This is a genomic window from Enterovibrio norvegicus, assembly GCF_002876705.1.
Classification (GTDB): Bacteria; Pseudomonadota; Gammaproteobacteria; order Enterobacterales; family Vibrionaceae; genus Enterovibrio; species Enterovibrio norvegicus_B.
In genome coordinates this window covers 1-18,905 of the sequence record NZ_MDAG01000022.1, presented here as the reverse complement: position 1 = coordinate 18,905, position 18,905 = coordinate 1, and the positions used below count along the sequence as shown (strand labels likewise).

Annotated in this window: 19 protein-coding genes; 5 read left to right on the top strand and 14 right to left on the bottom strand. The window is 48.2% G+C overall.

Annotation, left to right across the window (positions count from 1 at the left end; genetic code table 11):
* Positions 1–72: 72 nt before the first annotated feature.
* From BCT27_RS13305 to rpoE, 4 genes are read right to left on the bottom strand one after another with little or no spacing between them, the layout of a single operon-like run.
* On the bottom strand, positions 73–567 hold the full coding sequence (locus tag BCT27_RS13305; RefSeq protein WP_102318182.1) for a SoxR reducing system RseC family protein: 495 nt from the start codon (positions 565–567) through the stop codon (positions 73–75).
* Positions 564–1,559: a sigma-E factor regulatory protein RseB gene (gene rseB, locus BCT27_RS13300; RefSeq protein WP_102396006.1), complete on the bottom strand. Its 996-nt coding sequence runs from the start codon at positions 1,557–1,559 to the stop codon at positions 564–566. The genes BCT27_RS13305 and rseB overlap by 4 nt, the downstream gene beginning before the upstream one ends.
* Positions 1,559–2,185 (bottom strand): RseA family anti-sigma factor, encoded by a 627-nt coding sequence (locus BCT27_RS13295; protein ID WP_102318184.1) that lies wholly within the window; start codon positions 2,183–2,185, stop codon positions 1,559–1,561. Before BCT27_RS13295 ends, rseB begins: the two co-directional genes overlap by 1 nt.
* A gap of 30 nt (positions 2,186–2,215) precedes the next feature.
* A complete protein-coding gene (gene rpoE / locus BCT27_RS13290) occupies positions 2,216–2,794 on the bottom strand; it encodes an RNA polymerase sigma factor RpoE (RefSeq protein ID WP_017011797.1) in 579 nt (192 codons plus the stop codon).
* Between the two features lie 532 nt (positions 2,795–3,326).
* Here rpoE and nadB point away from each other — a divergent pair.
* The gene (nadB, locus tag BCT27_RS13285; RefSeq protein ID WP_017011796.1) at positions 3,327–4,943 is read left to right on the top strand and encodes an L-aspartate oxidase; all 1,617 of its coding nucleotides are present in this window, start codon (positions 3,327–3,329) and stop codon (positions 4,941–4,943) included.
* Between the two features lie 113 nt (positions 4,944–5,056).
* On the opposite strand, the gene BCT27_RS13280 is transcribed toward nadB, so the two are convergent.
* The 3 genes from BCT27_RS13280 to BCT27_RS13270 form a co-directional block, all read right to left on the bottom strand.
* Positions 5,057–6,865, bottom strand: coding sequence for a methyl-accepting chemotaxis protein (locus tag BCT27_RS13280; protein ID WP_102396005.1), 1,809 nt, complete (start codon positions 6,863–6,865; stop codon positions 5,057–5,059).
* A 125-nt stretch (positions 6,866–6,990) separates the two neighbouring features.
* Positions 6,991–7,401 carry a protein YgfX gene (locus BCT27_RS25670; protein ID WP_198597563.1) on the bottom strand — a complete coding sequence of 137 codons (411 nt, stop codon included), beginning with the start codon at positions 7,399–7,401 and terminating at the stop codon, positions 6,991–6,993.
* Complete coding sequence (locus BCT27_RS13270) at positions 7,373–7,633, bottom strand: FAD assembly factor SdhE (RefSeq protein WP_017011793.1); 261 nt, start codon at positions 7,631–7,633, stop codon at positions 7,373–7,375. Before BCT27_RS13270 ends, BCT27_RS25670 begins: the two co-directional genes overlap by 29 nt.
* Positions 7,634–7,836: 203 nt before the next feature.
* On the opposite strand from BCT27_RS13270, the gene ygfZ reads away from it, so the two are divergent.
* The 4 genes from ygfZ (at position 7,837) to BCT27_RS13250 (ending at position 10,694) form a co-directional block, all read left to right on the top strand.
* Positions 7,837–8,814 carry a tRNA-modifying protein YgfZ gene (gene ygfZ, locus BCT27_RS13265; RefSeq protein ID WP_102396004.1) on the top strand — a complete coding sequence of 326 codons (978 nt, stop codon included), beginning with the start codon at positions 7,837–7,839 and terminating at the stop codon, positions 8,812–8,814.
* A gap of 35 nt (positions 8,815–8,849) precedes the next feature.
* The gene (locus tag BCT27_RS13260; protein WP_102396003.1) at positions 8,850–9,332 is read left to right on the top strand and encodes an aminoacyl-tRNA deacylase; all 483 of its coding nucleotides are present in this window, start codon (positions 8,850–8,852) and stop codon (positions 9,330–9,332) included.
* 6 nt (positions 9,333–9,338) lie between these two features.
* Positions 9,339–10,274 (top strand): LysR family transcriptional regulator, encoded by a 936-nt coding sequence (locus BCT27_RS13255; protein ID WP_102318188.1) that lies wholly within the window; start codon positions 9,339–9,341, stop codon positions 10,272–10,274.
* Between the two features lie 216 nt (positions 10,275–10,490).
* Positions 10,491–10,694, top strand: a complete 204-nt coding sequence (locus BCT27_RS13250; RefSeq protein ID WP_017011789.1) for a DUF1107 family protein — start codon at positions 10,491–10,493, stop codon at positions 10,692–10,694.
* A gap of 98 nt (positions 10,695–10,792) precedes the next feature.
* On the opposite strand, the gene gcvH is transcribed toward BCT27_RS13250, so the two are convergent.
* The 7 genes from gcvH to BCT27_RS13215 form a co-directional block, all read right to left on the bottom strand.
* Positions 10,793–11,188, bottom strand: a complete 396-nt coding sequence (gcvH, locus tag BCT27_RS13245) for a glycine cleavage system protein GcvH (RefSeq protein WP_017011788.1) — start codon at positions 11,186–11,188, stop codon at positions 10,793–10,795.
* A gap of 363 nt (positions 11,189–11,551) precedes the next feature.
* Positions 11,552–12,385 carry a small-conductance mechanosensitive channel MscS gene (mscS, locus tag BCT27_RS13240; protein ID WP_017011787.1) on the bottom strand — a complete coding sequence of 278 codons (834 nt, stop codon included), beginning with the start codon at positions 12,383–12,385 and terminating at the stop codon, positions 11,552–11,554.
* Between the two features lie 239 nt (positions 12,386–12,624).
* Complete coding sequence (gene mscS, locus BCT27_RS13235) at positions 12,625–13,533, bottom strand: small-conductance mechanosensitive channel MscS (protein ID WP_102318189.1); 909 nt, start codon at positions 13,531–13,533, stop codon at positions 12,625–12,627.
* Positions 13,534–13,690: 157 nt separating this feature from the next.
* Positions 13,691–14,767, bottom strand: coding sequence for a class II fructose-bisphosphate aldolase (gene fbaA / locus BCT27_RS13230; RefSeq protein WP_016960320.1), 1,077 nt, complete (start codon positions 14,765–14,767; stop codon positions 13,691–13,693).
* A 226-nt stretch (positions 14,768–14,993) separates the two neighbouring features.
* Positions 14,994–16,157: a phosphoglycerate kinase gene (locus BCT27_RS13225; RefSeq protein WP_102318190.1), complete on the bottom strand. Its 1,164-nt coding sequence runs from the start codon at positions 16,155–16,157 to the stop codon at positions 14,994–14,996.
* A 70-nt stretch (positions 16,158–16,227) separates the two neighbouring features.
* Complete coding sequence (gene epd, locus BCT27_RS13220; protein WP_017011784.1) at positions 16,228–17,268, bottom strand: erythrose-4-phosphate dehydrogenase; 1,041 nt, start codon at positions 17,266–17,268, stop codon at positions 16,228–16,230.
* 230 nt (positions 17,269–17,498) lie between these two features.
* A partial coding sequence (locus BCT27_RS13215; RefSeq protein ID WP_102396002.1) for a transketolase family protein occupies positions 17,499–18,905 on the bottom strand: 1,407 nt, incomplete at its 5' end.

The following is an 18,905-nucleotide window of genomic DNA, read 5'->3' as shown; positions in this document are numbered from 1 at the left end:
GGTGTGACTAACTCGTTAGTGAAAATTTGACGATCAATAGATCAAGTGGCGGGATTCTACCGAAATTAATGGCTAGTCGCTATCCTCAGTTGCGGCATTTATCACCGCAGCCCCTGCAACGGAAGCCCCAATAACCCGAATCAGTGACGGTGTTGACCCGGTATCTTGTTCCAATTTACGGGAAAAACGGCGTGCTAGGCCCATACCTAGGCCACCAGCAAGCAAGGAAGATAAAATGATTATCCCTTCGCCACTTTCCAATAAGTCTGATAAAAATTGCCCGACGAACGCCCCGCCAATGGCAAACATCAGCGGCAAGACATACACCAGCATGGCAGATTTCAGCACGGTTTGTTCTTCCAAGCCAATTTCGACCAAGGTTCCGGCAGGCACGGGCTCAGATGAAGGCACGCGAATATCGAGCACTTTACCTGGTAACGCGTTGCTCACCACTCCCGTGCCACAGCTGCTTTTTGACGCGCAACTGCCACAGCTGGTTTTCTGCTGGCAACGAACAGTGAGATAACCGTCTCCACTGCCCGTCACTTCAGCCAATGCTGTCATCATGGACTTTTCGCCTCGGTTGCGATCGCATCCGTTGCGGTTTCATCTGATGGTGGATTGAATCGCACGGACTCAGCCACTTTCTTTGCCGTTGCAGGCGGAATATCGCCTACCACAGTAATTTCAGCGTTGCCTGACACATGGCTGTGCAGTGTGCGCCCGCCTTTACGAACAAGTTGTTCACGTACCGACATCTTGTCAGCTTCTGCTAAATACACAGAAAAGCTAAACAACCCATCGCTGAACATCTGACTTTCAACAGGTCGCTCCGTCAACAGTAAACGATGACGATTGCTATAGATCGGTTTAAAGCCATTAGGAAGTGCGGTGACCTGCCAACGTAATTCCGATTTTTGCTGCTTAGGGACTTGCACCACTGGCGGCAATTCCAATGCAGCAAGTTTGCTCATGGCATCGCTCAATTGCGGTGAAACCACCAATGACAATGCGCGATATTGCTCGATAGGATCACCATCGCGGTCGAGCAAATCTGCGCGAACCAGCAAGCGAGAACCTTGATCTATCCAAACTACATAAGAATAGCGCGCACCGTCTTTTGGTGACACACGCACAACATCACACGCAAGACCCGCTTCACGAGCACGCCCTAGCGGGACAAAGTCGTACATGGTGGCAAGGTGGTTCACGTCGGTTTGCAAAATAGAAGGCAAAGGCGCAACCATCTGTGCGCTTTTAATCGTAAACGGATCAACGCCTGGCTCGAAGTAGCTGACTTCGTCACCCCGACGGATCACTTCTCGAGGGGGACCGCTTAGGTAGGCAATATGCCCAAAGGATTCGCCTTCCACCAATGCATGGCGGTAGCGCAACGGTTCGATACTGTTCTTTCGAACCAAGATGTACGAGAGTTCGTAATTTAGTTGCTCGGTAGCCTGGCCCATTTGATGCAACAATGCCTCGGCCGGACTTTCATCCGTCGAGGCATTCGCAACCAGACTGACCAGTGCAACGACACCGATCAGGAGGGGTTTCATCAATCTTGTATGCTCACTTCCGGGGTTAGCAGATCGTTTTTATCAGCAATATCATCAGCATTTAAGCGAAGCTGCAGTTCGTAGTCTTGGAACATCGCGTTTACACGGCGGCGTTGTTCCATCAGTTGAGCTTCGTCAGACGTGGATTGCAAAGGTTCACGACTCAAGCTGACAGGTTCTGCAGAACCAGACAATGGAATAGTTTGCAGCACTGGAGGCTGTGCACCGGCTAATACAGGATCCGTTACCGAGCCGCCATTGTATTGCTGCACACCAACAATCACTGCCAACGAAACCGCAGCGGCCATACCCACTTGGGTCATTTGCTGAAGCCAAGATGGCATACCGCTACGCGCAACCTCTGGTGTTGGTTGAGAGACATGCATGGGTACAACGTTTTCTGCTGTTTCACCTGAGTATGTCGGCTCATTTTCCAACGCAGCGGCAACACTGCCGGCGATATCCCAATTAAGACTTTGAGGGGCATCGCCACGCATCACATCGCGGGTGACGCTGAAGCTCTTCCATGCTTCTTGCGCCGACACATCGCTTTCGAGGGCATCAATCAGCCGACGATCTGTCGTATCACCATCAAACAATGCAGATAGGTTTTCTTTTTCAGCCATTTATTTCACCGTTATTAAACAGGTCATTCGCTAGTGGTTCATCAACGGACGAACACGTTTATCCACTGCTTCCCTGGCGCGAAAAATACGCGAACGTACTGTTCCTACCGGGCAGTCCATTACTTCTGCGATCTCTTCATAGCTTAGGCCATCGATTTCACGCAATGTAATTGCTGTTTTCAGGTCGTCAGGCAAAGCCTCGATTGTACTAAAAACGACCTGTTTCAATTGTTCTGACAACATAAGGTTCTCAGGGTTCGATATTTCTTTTAGCGCCCCACCACTTTCGTAATTTGCTGCATCTTCTGCATCAATATCACTGGCTGGCGGACGTCTCCCCTGAGCGACTAAATAATTCTTCGCTGTATTGACGGCAATGCGATACAACCACGTATAAAAGGCACTTTCTCCGCGAAAACCCGGCAAGGCACGATACGCTTTAATAAAGGCTTCTTGAGCCACATCTGGCACATCACCGCTATTGTTTACATAGCGAGAGATAAGGTTGCACACCTTATTCTGATATTTGATGACCAAAAGATTAAACGCTTGTTTATCACCGTTTTGTACGCGTTCGATTAGCGCTTGATCAGTAAACTGCTCGCTCATTCGAGCGCCTTCTCCTTATTATTGATACCAATACACTAGAGGTACTGCGTAATGCATAACCTACAGTTCTTCATCGACATCATGTCTGTGTTTGGTATTTCTTTATGCTCTTATGCCACTGCGCTCTGCTGCATAATATTTACAGCGAGTCATTTATGAATGAGCACATTGTCAGAGTTTGCAGAAAATGAAAAGTTCCCACTAGACGCTGAAATCATCTCGTGATCTGATCCAGCTCGCAAAGTCTACCAGATCGAACGGCTACTCTGTAACCGTCAAACCATGACATGCGATACACCCAATAACCTCAAGATGAAGGGTTCAGTGCCTATCATTCGCTTCAATGTTGCGTGGTCTAGGTATATACCCACAGTAAAGCATTGTGTCATGCGAATGTCTCTAGCATGTGAACATTCTCCGTTTACACGGTTTCGTGTAAACTGGCTTGATATCTCAGAATAAATCACGCTGTCTCGGACGGACACAGGAAATGCGGGTGCCAATTCGTTCGAGTGAAAGGAATACATAATCGATGGGCAATCACCAAGAACATATTTGTGACGTGCTGGTTATAGGCAGCGGCGCAGCAGGACTTTCTTTGGCGCTTCACCTCGCGCCAACGCAAAAAGTCATGGTGTTAAGTAAAGGACCTCGAAACGAAGGCGCGACCTACTACGCGCAAGGCGGCATTGCTGCCGTTTTCGATGAAAGCGATTCCGTGGAATCACACGTTGAAGACACTCAAATTGCTGGCGACGGCATTTGTGACGAAGACGTGGTGACATTCATTGCTGAGAACGCAAAAGATTGTGTGCAGTGGCTCATTGATGGTGGCGTACCCTTCGACCGCGAAGAGAACGACAACGATGATTCGCCAAAGTACCACTTAACGCGAGAAGGTGGACACAGTCACCGCCGCATTCTGCATGCTGCCGATGCCACAGGCATGGCGGTGCAAACGTCACTTCAAGAAAACGTTCACCAACACCCAAACATTACCGTGCTTGAGCGCCACAACGCCCTTGACCTGATCACGCGTAAGAAAATTGGCATTTCTGGTGCGAACCGTGTGTTAGGTGCGTATGTTTGGAACCGCGACCGAGAAGCGGTAGAAACAGTACGAGCGAAATTCGTGGTATTAGCCTCTGGCGGCGCATCCAAAGTTTACCAATACACCTCTAACCCTGACGTGTCTTCCGGCGATGGTATTGCCATGGCATGGCGTTCAGGGTGCCGTGTCGCCAATCTAGAATTCAACCAATTCCACCCAACGTGCTTGTTTCACCCAGACGCACGTAACTTCTTGCTGACAGAAGCCCTGCGCGGCGAAGGCGCCTATTTGCGCCGCCCAGACGGTTCCCGTTTCATGCTTGATTTTGACGAGCGCGCGGAACTTGCCCCTCGTGATGTAGTGGCACGTGCTATCGACTACGAGATGAAGCGTTTGGGTGCAGACTGCATGTACATCGACATCAGCCATAAAGATCCTGAGTTTGTGTCCAAGCACTTCCCGACCATCCATGAAAAACTACTGACCTTCGGGTTTGATTTAACCAAAGATGCCATTCCTATTGTGCCAGCCGCACACTATACCTGTGGTGGCGTGATGGTAGACAGGAATGGTCAAACAGATCTGAGTGGTTTATATGCCATCGGTGAAGTCAGCTACACTGGCTTACACGGCTCAAACCGCATGGCGTCTAATTCACTGCTCGAATGCGTGGTTTACGCGTGGGCAGCGGCGATGCACATTGGCGAACATGCGTCTGAAGCAGAAGTGCCACCTTCCCTCCCCCATTGGGATGACAGCCTTGTTTGTTGCTCCGATGAAGAGGTGGTGATCCAGCATAACTGGCATGAATTGCGCCTGTTTATGTGGGATTACGTGGGCATCGTGCGTTCCACCAAGCGTCTCGAGCGCGCACTCCGACGCATTGAATTGCTCAAGCAAGAAACCAATGAGTACTACAGCAACTTCCGTGTCTCTAACAACTTGTTGGAACTGCGAAACTTGTTGCAAGTGGCTGAACTGATGGTGCGTTGTGCGATGGCGAGAAAAGAAAGCCGAGGACTGCACTACACCATCGATTATCCCGATAAGCTTGAAAACAGTGGTCCAACGATTTTGGTGCCTGACTTTCCTTGTTGAGCTTTTGAGTTGCCATGTTCCTAAAAGGTAAATGGCCAACGCCACGGTAGCAAAAAGCCCTCGAATGAGGGCTTTTTCATGTCTTACTGACACATGCAAGTAACGGCTATCTCTTAAGATCGGAAGGCGGCAATCGAACGCTCCAGCTCTTCACTTTGCTCCGCGACACGATAAGCAGCGCGTGCGTTCTCACCTGTCGTTTCAGTATTTTGAGATGTGATGGTTTGAATAGAGTGCACATTCACGTTCACTTCTCTCGCCACCATGCTTTGCTCTTCAATTGCCGCCGCAATTTGCGTGCTCACATCCATGATCTGCTGCATATCGATGATGATGTTATCCAGTTCAGAAGCCGCATCTTCCACATAGTTGACCGACGTATTACTCTGCTCTTGGCATGTCGCGATACGCGCCACCACTTGATTGGTTTGCTGCTGAAGCGAGGTAATCATAGTGCCAATCTCTTCCGTCGATTTATGAGTACGTGTTGCAAGTGAGCGTACTTCATCCGCAACCACGGCAAAACCACGCCCTTGCTCACCCGCGCGTGCCGCTTCAATCGCCGCATTCAGCGCAAGCAAATTGGTTTGCTCTGAGATACCTTGAATAACATCCACCACGCTGCCAATCTCTTGGGAAAGTGAAACAAGGCTATGAATATCAGTATTTGCCAAGCCTAAACCGTCAGAAAGCGATACAATGGCATCACGCGTTGCCTGCACGGTTTTGTGCCCTTTCTGAGCACGAGACAGACTTTGATCTGCGTTAGCCGCAGCGGATTCAGTGTTCGACGCAATTTCACGAATGGTTGCTTCCATTTCATTCACTGCCGTCGCCGCCATTTCAGCCTCAGATTGCTGCTTATCAAGCGCGCGCTCTGCATCACTGCTTCTTGAACGCACATCGGATGCCGTTGCATTTAACGTGGTGATCGACACTTTCACACCAGCAATAAGCGTCTGACAATGCTGAAGCACGGTATTGAAATCTCTCGCCACCAAACCAATTTCATCATTGCTTGATTCATTGGCACGAAGGGTGAGGTCTCGCTCTGATGCCACTTTTTCCATGGTATTCGTCAGCGTTTTCAAACGTGCTTGAATGTCTCGGTTTAGCCACATACAACACGCGATCAGCAGAAGTGAAATCACCACCAGCACACTGCCAGATGACACAACCAGACTTTTCTCTGAAGAGGACAATTCTTGGTTCAATTGTGTGCGCATTGAATCAAAGTCAGCTTCAACCTGATGGGTTTGACCGCGAATGCTACCAAGCAAACCTGATTTATGGTTCAACCCGACATCACGCTTTAATTGCATGTAACGTGAGACCAATGCACGCTGCTCATCAAGCTTAGGTGCATTAATGCGCGATGCGATTTCGTCCAATGATGATAGGTACTCGTCAAAACGCGTTTCTGTTGTATCAGCAACCAACAAACGAGCAAGCGTTACCGCATGCTCGATGTCTGCGTTATTGGGTTGCTCAGAAAGCAGTGCGGTATTCACCTTGGTGAGCTCGCCCCACGTGCCTGAGTCGCGACGCAAACCCAGTGTTTTATAACTGCTCGCCAATGTTTTAAAGCCATTGCTGTAGCTTTCCATGGCACGAGAAACGGCACTCAATTGCGGTAAATCAAGGGATAGCATTTTCGCTTGTTGGTTTAGCGTCTCTAGATTTTGATCAAATGTCGCCACGTTATTGGCGAACCTATCCACGTACTTTTCATCCAATCGCGCTAAAAAGTCTTTCTCGTTACGCCTTAAATTCAATAAACGCACTTCTAGATCGGAGATGAGTGTTTGTTTGGTTTTGAGTTCAACCAACCTGTCAGAAGCCTGCCACCCTATGGTTGCAAACAGTATCAAGGACACAGCAGAGAATGCAGTAAGTGCGTAGAGCTTGGTTCTTATTTTCATCGTGTGTCTTCCCTATAAACGTCTTGGGGCGCGTGAGTGTTCACAAACGCATCCCCATTTATCGACATAGTGATTAGTTTTTTTAGGGACGTTATACGATAAACGACAAGGTTATGAGATCAAAGTCACACCTTTATTGCCAAACATACCCGACTGAGGTGGCGATAGGTGGATTCGGAAAAGGCATCTTTAAAGAAAGGGAGTCGGCGTCGTTGCTGACCATTATGAAGATCAACCACCATCAACCAACCACTAAGGAAGTGAACACGATGGACATGCCACACATGGCTATTCAGCAAACAACGGCCTTGTGTATCAAGTTGAAGCGTAACGAGTTCTGTCGATGACAGTCGCCAAGAAAGACGGCGATACTCATTAGAAAGGAAGAGAATACAAAGCGCTTTGGCTTCAATAGGTAAGGCGCTGACGGAGAACAGAAGTGTTCCCGTCAGCACAAATCCCACCACCACACTGCGTGCAAGCCAGCGGGATTGACCGATAGACGTATTAACGCAACTTGCTTCGGTTATGAGCAATGATCTTGTCCGTCATCGCTGACAACACGGGTGATTCACTGCGTGTGTGTCCCATTAACCATGTAAATAAGTCAGGGTCATCACACTCAAGTAAAGCAACGAAATCTCGTTTTTCGGCTTCGGTCAAATCATCAAAACACTCTTCAAAGAAAGGCATAATGATAACGTCCAATTCCAACATACCGCGACGGCATGCCCATTTGACCCGCGCTTTATCTTCTGCGGTCAGCATGATTACCTCGTTAAACATCAATAAAAATTCTGACACAAATAGTATCAGTGCCTTGCGTGCGGCGCTATTTCCATTATCAGACACCTTTAGACCTTGTGATCTAGTTAACTCACCCTCACTTAAAAAGTTAGAAGATGTAAAGTGCTGACTTTACGCCATGGCAGCATTAACATAACAGCATTGAAAATGAAGCGAGAAATACCATGACAAACTGGTACCAACAGCACGACTTCCCACGCCTGCCACTTTCTCCGGACAGCGAGTTACCAGCACTGTCAGTGATCGCGCTTGATACGCTCACGCTGATCACCGCAAAAGGTGATGACACCATCAGTTACCTTCAAGGTCAGCTAACGTGTGATTTGGTTTCTCTCGATAAAACCGCGTCAACCCTTGCAGCACACTGTGATGCAAAAGGTAAGGTGTGGTCTGCACTGCGAATGTTCCACCATCTAGATGGTATTGCTTATACCCAGCCCTCTTCTATCGCAGAAAAGCAGCTTACCGAAATTAAAAAATACGGCATTTTTTCTAAAGTGACGTTTGAAACAAGCGAACTGGTATTGCTCGGCGTAGCCGGTGAGAAAGCCGATAACGCCATGCTATCTCGTTACATTGGTGACGGTGATGTGCGCGCAACGCAAACCGGCACCGCTGTTCGTCTTGCGCCAAACCGTTGGATGTTGGCCATTGAAGCATCTGAAGCGGACCAATTGTTGTCAGAGCTTGGCGAGCGCGCAACGTTAAGCGACGCGGCCCTGTGGGATCTGCTAGAGCTTCGTGCTGCAATCCCTGCCCTTTCAGCGTCAACCTCCAGCGAGTTCATTCCTCAGTCATTGAACCTACAAGCCTTGGATGCCATCAGCTTTAAGAAGGGGTGTTACACCGGCCAAGAAACCGTGGCGCGCGCTAAATATCGTGGCATCAACAAACGCGCGACCTACCTACTGCAAGGTGAAGCAAGCACGGCACCTAAAGCGGGGGATGCAATGGAGCGAAGCGTGGGGGAAAACTGGCGTTCAGGCGGCACGATTTTGTCTGGCTATCAGTTCGACAATGGTCAAGCGTTGGCTCTGGTTGTTATGCCAAACAACCTCGACGATGACACCCAATTCCGCCTTGCTGATGCATCGGAGATTTGGCAGAAATTGCCGCTGCCGTACAGCCTAGAAGACGCGTAATCGACAGACCAACTTAGAGAGTTCACGGTTTTAGAATGACAGATTTTGATACACCGATTTTATCGGTGCTTCGCTATCACGAGATTGCACACCGCATTTTGCCTCATGAAGCAGAAGCAACCACCATTGCCGATGCCGCTCAACAGCGCGGTGTTGACCCTCGCCAAATGGTGAAGTCCATGTTGATGAAAGACATGGGTGGCAATATCGTGTTGGCGTGTGTTCCGGGAACATCATCGGTTGACCCAAACAAAGTCCGCGACGTCATGGGGCTTAGACGCATGACCTGTGTTGAGAGCAAACACGTTATTTCCATGACAGGCTATGCGCCAGGCATGGTCACGCCTGTGGCAGTCAATCAGATGTACCCCATCATCTTTGATGCGGCACTCAGTGAATTTGAGCTGATCAATATCAGCAGCGGTTCGCCTATGGCGGGCGTGGAAATGGCCTATCAAGATCTTGTCGAGTTGTGCAACCCTATCGTTGCAGATATTCGACGAGAAGACGCGAGCTAACTCTGCTTGAAGCAGGTAAATTGGCGCAGCGTCGACCTCAACTTGTTGGTCGCATTCTCTGCATTGATGGAATCACGCAGCGTGACCCGCGCGGCTGAAAAGTTGTCTATCGGCCAATCTGCCATGAGCCACAACCTGTCTCGCTTACGCACCTTGCTTGATGACCCTTTGTTTCATCGGCAAGGGAATGAAATGCTCCCGACGACCCGAGCGTTAGAACTCGTACCTGTCGTCGAACAGCTTCTTGAAACCATCGCCAGCGACATATTGACACCAGTACGTTTTGAACCCGAGCACTATGATGGGCCAGTTCGCATCGGGCTGACCGATTACGCCGAACTGGTTTTTGCCCCAGTGCTTTTTGATGAATTCCGCCGCCAAGCGCCACATTGCCAGTTAAGCTGCCGCCCTATTGATCGCGTGAACTATCGCGAAGCGCTTAAATCAGATCATGTCGACGTCGTATTAGGGGCAGTAGAGCCACAAGACACGGCGCTTATCATGGAAGATTTGTACACTGAGCGACATGTCTGCCTGTTTGACCCGCGCTCTACCGGCCTCTCAAGCCCTCTGAGCTTAGAGAGCTACACATCAACACCGCACGCCCTTGTGACCGTTGATGGTCAACTCAGTAGCCCTGTGGACGACACATTGCGTGCCTTAGGGTGTGACCGACAAGTCGTCATGGGCTCACAACGCTTCCTCACGGTGAGGCATTTGCTCTCCGGCCGCAACCTACTCTGCACCGTTGCCGAATTAATGGCAAAACTCGAAATGTTCAACGACACTTTGGCAATCAGCCCAGCCCCCGTTAACGTCAGCGATTTCGTTATCCGTCAGATTTGGCACAAGAAACACGACAATAACGCGAAGAATACGTGGATCCGCCAAACCATTCAGCGCACTGTCATCCAGCAAGTGGCAGATTTACGTGCTAGATAACACAACGCCTGTCTAACTTTCTGGAATGTGACCAATCGCTTATTCGTACAAGTCTTTCTATTTTTCTTGGGCTAAGTGCCTTGTATGTCACATTGTAGTCATCACTGCATCGTTATAATGCCGCCCGCCAAAAATGCAGAATCTTACTCTGCACTTTAAGCGGTTGGCTAGCAGTGCCGTGAGGCACGGACATAAAAACGAAAAAGGAATTACGTAATGCGGATGTTTAATCGTTATGTCCCTACCATGATAGCTAAACACGTCTACCGTTTGTTTCAAGGACGTATTTATATCGACGGTCGAGGAGATTTCGAATTTCATCAGGGAATGGTGCAAGCACAGTCTAATGCAGACATTGAGCACTACCGCACGGTCAGTGAGATCAATGCTGAAATTAAACGTCTGAAACAGCAGCACTAGGGGCGCGGAGCGCCAAACTTTGAGTGTCCATTTGGACACATCGCTTGATCAAAAACACCGCGGAGCCCGCGGTGTTTTTTTATTCTAAGAAAACAACCTTATTCGTCGTCTTCTTCAATGGCATCGGTGTACGCTTCAGCATCCATCAACTCATCAAGTTCTGAACTATCAGAGATGCGGATCTGGAACAGCCAACCATCGCCGTATGGGTCAGAGTTAACCAATTCAGGCGAACCGTCCAAATCTTCGTTCACTGCAACGATTTCGCCCGTCAATGGTGTGTATATATCTGATGCTGCTTTAACTGACTCTGCAACGGCACAATCATCGCCCGCATCAACCGTGTCACCAACGTCGGGTAAATCAACGAACACCATATCGCCAAGTAGGGCCTGTGCATGGTCTGAAATTCCCACAGAATATACGCCGTCACCTTCAGGTCGTACCCACTCGTGAGAGGCCGTAAATTTCAGCTCAGATGGGATATTGCTCATAAATCAAATTCCTTCTATGTAAACGCGCTGCTATCTCTTAACTGTGTGCCGTCGACGATCCCACCACCACATCAAAGTCATGCTTGATGATCAAGCTCAACACTTCAAACGGAAGCCTACACCTCAAAGAAGCTAGGGACATCACCTCAGATACGCAAATTAGGAAAGCCTTCGCGTCTACGCAAGAAAATTCCTTAGCGCGCCCTCAATTGTTTTAACTCGATCAAGGGTTAATCCCTCAAAGCACCACTGGAGCAACAAAGCCATAATGTTTACACACACCACCTCTGCGTAAAAACCAGACAAAAAAACGCCAGCCCCCCAAAGAGGAAGCTGGCGTTTTTCTAGGAAAAACAGACTACATTATGCGTCGTTTTTCTGAACGTGAACGTCCATTTGCGGGAACGGAATTTCGATACCTTCATTATCAAGCTCTTCTTTAATGGCTTGAAGAAGGTCAAAGTACACGCCCCAGTAATCTGCTGTTTTCACCCAAGGGCGAACAACAAGGTTTACAGAAGAATCCGCAAGCTCAACCACACCAATGGTTGGCTCTGGCGTTGGAAGAATACGAGATTCTGCAGCAATAACACGCGCCAACACTTCTTTAGTTTTCTTCAAATCAGCACTGTAAGACACGCCAATCACGTAGTCGATACGACGTGTGTTGTGACGTGAGTAGTTAGTGATTGGGCTTGAGATAACGCCACCGTTAGGCACAACAATCATTTTGTTGTCTGGCGTGGTCAGCACGGTTGAAAAGATCTGAATAGATTCAACAGAACCCGCAACACCAGCCACTTCAACGTAGTCACCAGACTTGAATGGACGGAATGCAACAATCAACACACCCGCTGCGAAGTTAGAAAGAGAACCTTGCAGTGCAAGACCAACCGCCAAACCTGCCGCACCGATAACAGCAACCACTGACGCTGTTTGAACGCCCAGTTTGCCAAGTGCCGCAATGATAACGATAACGAAAAGTAGGTAACGAACAAAAGAGTGAACGAACTCGATAACACTTTCATCAAGTTGCTTCTTACGTAAAACCTTCGCCACAGTGTTCGCGATTTTTTTAACGACCCAGTTACCGACGATGAGAATAACGAGTGCAGACAGTGTGTTCACTGCATATTGCAGTAGGATGTCTTGGTTTTCTGTAAACCAGTTAACCGCTCCTTGAGTTGCATCTTCCATTGCTATGTCCTTGATAATTTTAATTAACTAAACCTTCCTGAAATACATCCGAGAGCCGATGCACCTCAATTACCTGACTCAGTTACGCAGGTAAAAATCAGGAGAGAGTTTACAGTTTAAGCAGCATTGAAAGCTGTCTCAAATTTAAAACAATCGAACTGATCTTTTTGTGACTTATCTGATCCTCCAAAAGAAAAAAGCCCTACTTTTCAGTAGGGCTTTTTGATGCTCAGTCGTAATTAAACGGCTTCTGCTAACTGTCTGCTATCTGCGGCTTTTGCTTTCGCTTCTGCAGCCGCTGCATGGTAATGCACATCCATTTGTGGAAATGGAATTTCAATACCCGCTTCATCTAGGCCTTCTTTGATGGCTTGCATCAAATCGAAGTACGTTGCCCAGTAATCCGCTGTGTTTACCCAAGGGCGAACCACAAAGTTCACTGAAGAATCCATCAATGCATGCACACCAATGGTTGGCTCAGGATCTTGCAGAACACGAGGGTCAGCTTTAACAACGCGTGTTAGCACTTCTTTGGTCTTCTTAAGATCAGCCTTGTAAGACACACCGATAACGAAATCAATACGGCGAGTATCATGGCGTGAGTAGTTCGTGATCGGGCTAGAAATCACGGTGCCATTAGGCACGACAACCATTTTGTTGTCTGGAGTGGTCAAGATAGTTGAGAAGATCTGAATCGACGCAACCGAACCTGATACACCGCCCACTTCTACATGATCGCCAGACTTGAATGGACGGAACGTCACAATCAATACGCCTGCAGCAAAGTTCGACAGTGAACCTTGAAGCGCTAGACCGATGGCTAAACCTGCCGCACCAATCACCGCAACGATAGACGCAGTTTCAACACCAACGCGGCCTAGAGCTGCAATCAGTACAATGGTAAACATCACGTAGCGAACCAAGTTTTCGATAAAATCGACAACCGTTTGGTCCAACTCACGCTTTTTCAGAACAACGGCTACAGAGCCAGCGACTTTCTTAACAACCCAATTACCCACAACCATGATCATGATTGCGGTAACAATATTCACGCCATACTGAATCATCAGTTCATGGTTTGACGCCAACCAACTCATTGCTTCATTTGCTGTTTCTTCAACAGCTAGCATCGCATTTTGCTCAGTCATTTCTTTCTCTCAATTTAAGATCACACAAGCCAACCCCGTCTGCTGTTTCCAACAATCAGAATTGGCTTGGTCATATGACTAAATTTCAGCCACAAAAAAACCCGCTAAATTTAGCGGGTTTTGAGAGATTTGTAATCCGTTTTTTTAAAAAACGAACTTACAGTACGTCGATTGCGTTTAGGTCAGCAAATGCTTTCTCTAGACGGGTAACCATTGACGCTTGACCTGCACGTAGCCATACGCGTGGATCGTAGTATTTTTTGTTTGGAGCAGCTTCGCCAGTTGGGTTGCCGATTTGACCTTGCAGGTAATCAAAGTTGTCTGCAGAGTAAGTACGGATACCGTCCCACGTTGCCCACTGAGTATCAGTATCGATGTTCATTTTGATAACACCGTAACCGATAGACTCTTGGATTTCTGCTTCAGAAGAACCAGAACCACCGTGGAATACGAAGTTCAATGCGTTTGGTGCGATACCAAATTTCTCAGCACAGTAAGCTTGAGAATCACGCAGAATAGTAGGAGTCAGTACAACGTTACCAGCTTGGTAAACACCGTGTACGTTACCGAAAGATGCTGCGATAGTGAAACGTGGGCTGATAGCGCTCAGTTTCTCGTATGCGTATGCAACGTCTTCTGGAGAAGTGTATAGCTCAGACGCGTCCATATCAGAGTTGTCTACGCCGTCTTCTTCACCACCAGTACAACCCAATTCGATTTCTAGGGTCATGCCCATCTTTTCCATGCGCGCTAGGTAAGCTGCACAGATTTCGATGTTTTCTTCTAGAGACTCTTCAGACAGGTCAATCATGTGAGAAGAGAACAGTGGCTTGCCAGTTTCAGCGAAGTGCGCTTCACCAGCGTCTAGAAGGCCGTCGATCCAAGGAAGAAGTTTCTTCGCAGCGTGGTCAGTGTGCAGAATAACTGGAACACCGTAAGAAGCAGCTACTGCGTGAACGTATTTCGCGCCAGCAACAGCACCAAGGATTTGTGCACCTTGACCTTCTAGCTTAACGCCTTTACCAGCGAAGAAGCCTGCGCCACCGTTAGAGAACTGAACGACAACGGGTGCTTTCACTTTAGAAGCAGCTTCTAGAACACCGTTGATTGAATCTGTGTTTACTACGTTTACCGCTGGAAGAGCGAACTTGTTCTCTTTAGCAATTTCAAACACTTTCTGTACGTCGTCACCAGAGATAACGCCAGGTTTTACAAAATCAAAAATCTTAGACATGACAATAGTCCTATTTACTCTGTAGTCTTTGAATGAATCAGTACCAAGCTGGCTATATCCCAACCAACTCGGCTAAATCGGCAAACGTTTGCGATCAGCGCTGCGCATTGTACCCAAACGTCTCACCAAACACATTAGTTTTTGTCTTTGGTGTATGCATCTTCGCGCGTAATTCTCGGCGAAAGACACATAAAAAAACGGAGGCTATTAACCTCCGCTTCATGAATTACGCTTTAGCGCGCGCTTCTAGCATTTCTACTGCTGGAAGAACTTTACCTTCAACGAATTCAAGGAAAGCACCACCGCCAGTTGAGATGTAAGAAACATCAGCTTTAATACCGAACTTGTCGATAGCTGCCAATGTGTCACCACCACCCGCTACAGAGAAACCTGCAGATTCAGCGATTGCTTTAGAAATGCCTGCAGTACCCGCTTCAAAGTTCTTGAATTCGAATACGCCAACTGGGCCATTCCAAAGGATAGTTTTCGCTGCACCGATGATTTCAGCAAGTGCTGCAGTTGATTGAGGACCTAGGTCGAAAATCATGTCGTCATCTTGAACGTCAGCAACGTTTTTGATTTCAGCTTCTGCGTTTTCATCGAATGCTTTTGCACATGCAACGTCAGTCGCGACTGGAATCGCACAGTCTTTCATTAGCTTCTTAGCAGTGTCTACTAGATCAGCTTCGTACAGTGATTTGCCCACATTGTGGCCTTCCGCTGCGATGAAGGTGTTCGCGATACCACCGCCAACAACCAATTGGTCAGCGATTTTAGACAGAGACTCAAGAACAGTCAGCTTAGTAGATACTTTAGAACCACCAACGATAGCAACCAATGGACGCTCTGGGTTGTCCATTGCTTTGCCTAGTGCTTCAAGTTCAGCGGCAAGAAGAGGACCCGCACACGCGATAGGTGCGAATACGCCTACACCGTAAGTAGACGCTTGAGCACGGTGAGCAGTACCGAATGCATCCATCACGAATACGTCACACAGTGCAGCGTATTGCTTAGACAAGTCGTCTTCGTTCTTCTTCTCGCCTTTGTTAAAGCGAACGTTTTCTAGAACCACTAGCTCACCCGCGTTCAGCTCTAGGCCGTTCAGGTAGTCTTTTGCTAGTTTAACGTCGCAATCAAGCGCGTCGTTCAAGTAGTTAACAACAGGTTGTAGAGAGAACTCTTCCGCGTACTCACCTTCAGTTGGACGGCCTAGGTGAGAAGTTACCATCACTTTCGCGCCAGCATCTAGGCAGGCTTGGATGGTTGGGATTGACGCTAGAATACGTGCGTCAGAAGTTACTTTGCCGTCTTTTACTGGTACGTTCAGATCAGCACGGATAAATACGCGTTTGCCAGCCAGATCCAGATCAGTCATCTTAATTACAGACATTTTCGTCCTCTCTCTAAAGTTGCAAAAATTAATAAATTTGCTTTAGCTCTTACGGAGTAAAAGCCGTGACTCAAGCCTTCGAGCCACTGGAAACTGCATCCATGGCTAACGCGGTGTCTAACATCCGGTTAGCAAATCCCCATTCGTTATCGCACCACACCAGCATTTTCACCAAGTTGTGGTTACTCACCCGTGTTTGCGAGCCATCGACAATGGCACTGTGGGGATCATGGTTAAAGTCAATCGAGACTAACGGTGCCTCGGTATAATCGACGATGCCGTTCAATGTACACCGAGCAGCCTCTTCGAGTGATTGATTTACGTCATTAACTTTCACTTTTGTGTTAACTGTGACGCTCAAATCCATCGCTGTGACATTTATGGTAGGAACTCTAACTGAAATTGCTTCAAATTTGTCAGAAAATTTCGGAAATATTCTTCCAATTCCTAAATGTAATTTTGTGTCGACAGGAATAATAGACTGACTTGCAGCACGTGTGCGTCGCAAATCTGGGTGATATGCATCAATCACCTGCTGATCATTCATCGAAGAGTGAATTGTTGTGATTGTTCCCGACTCAATGCCGAACTGCTCATCCAGTACTTTTATCACGGGAACAATACAGTTTGTGGTGCAAGAACCGTTTGAAACGATCACGTCAGATGAGGTCAATGAATCTTCGTTAACACCAAAGATGATGGTGTTATCAAGGTCATTGCTACCTGGGTGGGAGAACAGCACTTTCTTTGCGCCTGCATCAATGTGTGCCTGACCATGCTCTCGGTTACCATATACACCGGTACAATCGAGCACGATATCAATGTCTAGGTCTCGCCAAGGAAGCAATTCAATATCAGGTAAATGAAGAAGGCGAATGGTGTCGTAATCACCATCTTGGTGATGGACATAGAGGTGTTCCTGATTATTGGTGATTTTTTTCTGGAATCGCCCATGACTGGTGTCATATTGCAGAAGATGAGCCATCGCATCAGGCTGGGCAAGTTCATTCACCGCCACCACTTTAATTTGCTGACTTTTTCCGCTTTCGTATACGGCGCGTAAAACATTGCGGCCGATACGCCCAAATCCATTGATCGCTACCTTAAGCATTGCACCCTGTGTCCTAACACGAATTTATTGTCTTAGATATTACATGATACGGATCACAATCGCATCCGTAGAATCGTATCTGTTAGAAGCAAGCGCTTTCATTAAAATGGCTAGGCCTTAGCGCGCTGTTTCTCTTTAAATTACATACGCAGTGCCATTGCGCTCTGCTCTTTTTCAAACGAAAAAAAACCGAGCCCATTGGCTCGGTTCTCATTATCACTGTCGTGCTGTTACGCGATCAGTTCTTTTGCCGTTTCAACCACGTTTTCTACGGTGAAACCGAACATCTTGAACAGTTCGCCAGCTGGCGCAGATTCGCCAAAGCTGTGCATACCGATAATACGGCCGTCAAAACCCACGTACTTGTACCAGAAGTCAGCAATGCCCGCTTCAATCGCAACACGTGCAGTCACGTCTGAAGGAAGCACTGACTCGCGGTAAGCCGCGTCTTGTTGGTCGTAAACGTCAGTGGCTGGCATAGACACAACACGAACCTGTGTGCCGTTAGCTGCCAATTGTTCAGCAGCTTCGACTGCCAGTTCCACTTCAGAACCTGTCGCGATCAAGATAAGGTCAGGCTTACCTGCACAATCTTTCAGGACGTAACCGCCCTTCGCGATGTCTGCTACTTGCTCTGCATCACGTGGCTGTTGAGCCAAGTTTTGACGCGAGAAAATCAGTGATGTTGGGCCATCTTTACGTTCAATCGCCAGTTTCCACGCAACCGCAGATTCCACTTGGTCACATGGACGCCAAGTGCTCATGTTTGGCGTTAGGCGTAGCGATGCGATTTGCTCAACAGGTTGGTGCGTTGGGCCATCTTCACCCAGACCAATCGAGTCGTGCGTGTACACTTGGATGTTCTGAATTTTCATCAGTGCAGCCATGCGCATTGCGTTACGTGCGTATTCCATGAACATCAGGAAGGTTGCACCGTAAGGGACAAAACCACCGTGCAGCGCGATACCGTTGATGATCGCTGTCATTGCAAACTCACGCACACCGTAGTGGATGTAGTTGCCTGATGCGTCTTCAGCTGTTACCGCTTTCGAACCCGACCACATGGTCAAGTTTGACGGTGCAAGGTCAGCAGATCCACCCATGAATTCAGGGAGCATCGCACCAAACGCTTCTAGCGCGTTTTGAGAGGCTTTACGTGATGCAATGTTCGCAGGGTTTGCTTGAAGATCAGCGATGATTGCGTTTGCTTTTGCATCCCACTCCGCTGGCAATTCGCCGTTTACGCGACGCTTGAATTCAGCCGCAAGCGCTGGATGCGCCGCTTCATACGCAGCCAGTTTCTCGTTCCAAGAAGACTCTTTCGCTGCACCCGCTTCTTTTGCGTCCCACTTACCGTAGATATCCGAAGGGATGTCAAACGGGCCGTGTTCCCAACCAAGCTGTTTACGGGTAGCTGCGATTTCGTCTGCGCCCAACGGTGCGCCGTGGCAATCGTGCGTGCCTGCTTTGTTTGGAGAACCGAAACCGATAACGGTTTTGGTACAAATCAGCGTAGGACGGCCTGTTTCTGCTTTCGCAGCTTCGATAGCCGCATTGATTGCATCAGCATCGTGACCATCAACAGCAGGGATAACGTGCCAGCCATACGCTTCGAAACGCTTAGGCGTGTCGTCAGT

Excerpts from the sequence above, each read along its gene's own strand:
- BCT27_RS13250 (WP_017011789.1), top strand. The coding sequence starts at position 10,491 with ATGCGGATGTTTAATCGTTATGTCCCTACCATGATAGCTAAACACGTC.
- BCT27_RS13295 (WP_102318184.1), bottom strand. The coding sequence starts at position 2,185 with ATGGCTGAAAAAGAAAACCTATCTGCATTGTTTGATGGTGATACGACA.
- rseB (WP_102396006.1), bottom strand. The coding sequence starts at position 1,559 with ATGAAACCCCTCCTGATCGGTGTCGTTGCACTGGTCAGTCTGGTTGCG.
- ygfZ (WP_102396004.1), top strand. The coding sequence starts at position 7,837 with ATGACAAACTGGTACCAACAGCACGACTTCCCACGCCTGCCACTTTCT.
- BCT27_RS13305 (WP_102318182.1), bottom strand. The coding sequence starts at position 567 with ATGATGACAGCATTGGCTGAAGTGACGGGCAGTGGAGACGGTTATCTC.
- BCT27_RS13270 (WP_017011793.1), bottom strand. The coding sequence starts at position 7,633 with ATGCTGACCGCAGAAGATAAAGCGCGGGTCAAATGGGCATGCCGTCGC.
- mscS (WP_017011787.1), bottom strand. The coding sequence starts at position 12,385 with ATGGAAGATGCAACTCAAGGAGCGGTTAACTGGTTTACAGAAAACCAA.
- fbaA (WP_016960320.1), bottom strand. The coding sequence starts at position 14,767 with ATGTCTAAGATTTTTGATTTTGTAAAACCTGGCGTTATCTCTGGTGAC.
- BCT27_RS13225 (WP_102318190.1), bottom strand. The coding sequence starts at position 16,157 with ATGTCTGTAATTAAGATGACTGATCTGGATCTGGCTGGCAAACGCGTA.
- gcvH (WP_017011788.1), bottom strand. The coding sequence starts at position 11,188 with ATGAGCAATATCCCATCTGAGCTGAAATTTACGGCCTCTCACGAGTGG.
- epd (WP_017011784.1), bottom strand. The coding sequence starts at position 17,268 with ATGCTTAAGGTAGCGATCAATGGATTTGGGCGTATCGGCCGCAATGTT.
- mscS (WP_102318189.1), bottom strand. The coding sequence starts at position 13,533 with ATGACTGAGCAAAATGCGATGCTAGCTGTTGAAGAAACAGCAAATGAA.
- BCT27_RS13280 (WP_102396005.1), bottom strand. The coding sequence starts at position 6,865 with ATGAAAATAAGAACCAAGCTCTACGCACTTACTGCATTCTCTGCTGTG.
- BCT27_RS13260 (WP_102396003.1), top strand. The coding sequence starts at position 8,850 with ATGACAGATTTTGATACACCGATTTTATCGGTGCTTCGCTATCACGAG.
- nadB (WP_017011796.1), top strand. The coding sequence starts at position 3,327 with ATGGGCAATCACCAAGAACATATTTGTGACGTGCTGGTTATAGGCAGC.
- rpoE (WP_017011797.1), bottom strand. The coding sequence starts at position 2,794 with ATGAGCGAGCAGTTTACTGATCAAGCGCTAATCGAACGCGTACAAAAC.